The sequence below is a fragment of the Gemmatimonadota bacterium genome, assembly GCA_026706345.1.
Classification (GTDB): domain Bacteria; phylum JAAXHH01; class JAAXHH01; order JAAXHH01; family JAAXHH01; genus JAAXHH01.
This window is the reverse complement of the sequence record JAPOYX010000279.1, coordinates 1,142-2,053: the sequence shown is the minus strand read 5'-3', so window position 1 is coordinate 2,053 and position 912 is coordinate 1,142. Positions and strand designations below refer to the sequence as shown.

The following is a 912-nucleotide window of genomic DNA, read 5'->3' as shown; positions in this document are numbered from 1 at the left end:
TGGTATTTGCAGCCTCTTGCGGTTGGAAAAGAAATCTCCCTTCCAATATCCTCAGCGGCAGCGCCGGATAGACGGGCGGTAACGTCCCTGCCGACACCGCTGTCCTCTGCCCCGGGACGTAGCGCTGAAGAAAAGAAAAACGAGCAAGACCTGCGGTATACCGTGCGTCGCGGAGATTCCCTGGAGAGAATCGCCCGGCGTTACGGGACGACGGTACGTGCGCTGAGGACGGCAAACCGCCTGCGCGGAACCCAGATTAATATAGGTGCGGTGCTGCGGATTCCCACCGGCCGGACCGAGACGACGCTCTACCGGGTACGCTGGGGGGATACCCTGGGGGAGATTGCTCTGCGCCACAATACCACGATTGCGACCCTGGTCCGGCTCAACAACCTCCGCAGTCACCATATTCAGGCGGGCAAGGTGCTGCGTATCCCCGCGTCATAAAGGCAGGGGACGGGGACGGTCAGCCTTCACTCGGGGGTGTCAAGCCGGGCGGGGTAATCGTCCTCTATGGCTCTGACCGCACGATAGGCAAACTCGGTGTAGGGGACGGGAATGCCGAGGCGCTGGCCTTCCTTGAAGACGTGTCCGACGGTCTCTTCGATCTCCGTTTTTTTTCCTGCCAGGACATCTTGGAGCATGGACGGAATAATCTGCGTCCGTCCGCTCCGTGCCACCTGTTGTCCCACCCGCACGAGCATCCGCACGGCCTCGTCGAAGGGGGCGTCCCGGAGCGTCTGCTGATCGAACAGGCTCCAGGCCGCATGGTCGGACAGGGGAATGCCGAGGGCATCCGCAACGGCCGCCACTTCTCGAAACATATGGACTGAGAGGGTCGCCAGTTCCGGGCTCGACCAGACCAAATGGACCGGCAGGCGGGTCAGGGCAGCCAGCGGGGCAAAGGGGTTT

Annotated in this window: 2 protein-coding genes; one reads left to right on the top strand and one right to left on the bottom strand. The window is 62.3% G+C overall.

Features of this window, described 5'->3' with window-relative positions; genetic code table 11:
* A partial coding sequence (locus OXG98_19450; GenBank protein MCY3774186.1) for a LysM peptidoglycan-binding domain-containing protein occupies positions 1 to 447 on the top strand: 447 nt, incomplete at its 5' end.
* A gap of 26 nt (positions 448 to 473) precedes the next feature.
* Here the strand turns inward: OXG98_19450 and OXG98_19445 are convergent.
* Positions 474 to 912: hypothetical protein (locus OXG98_19445; protein MCY3774185.1), on the bottom strand; the 439-nt coding region annotated here is incomplete at its 5' end.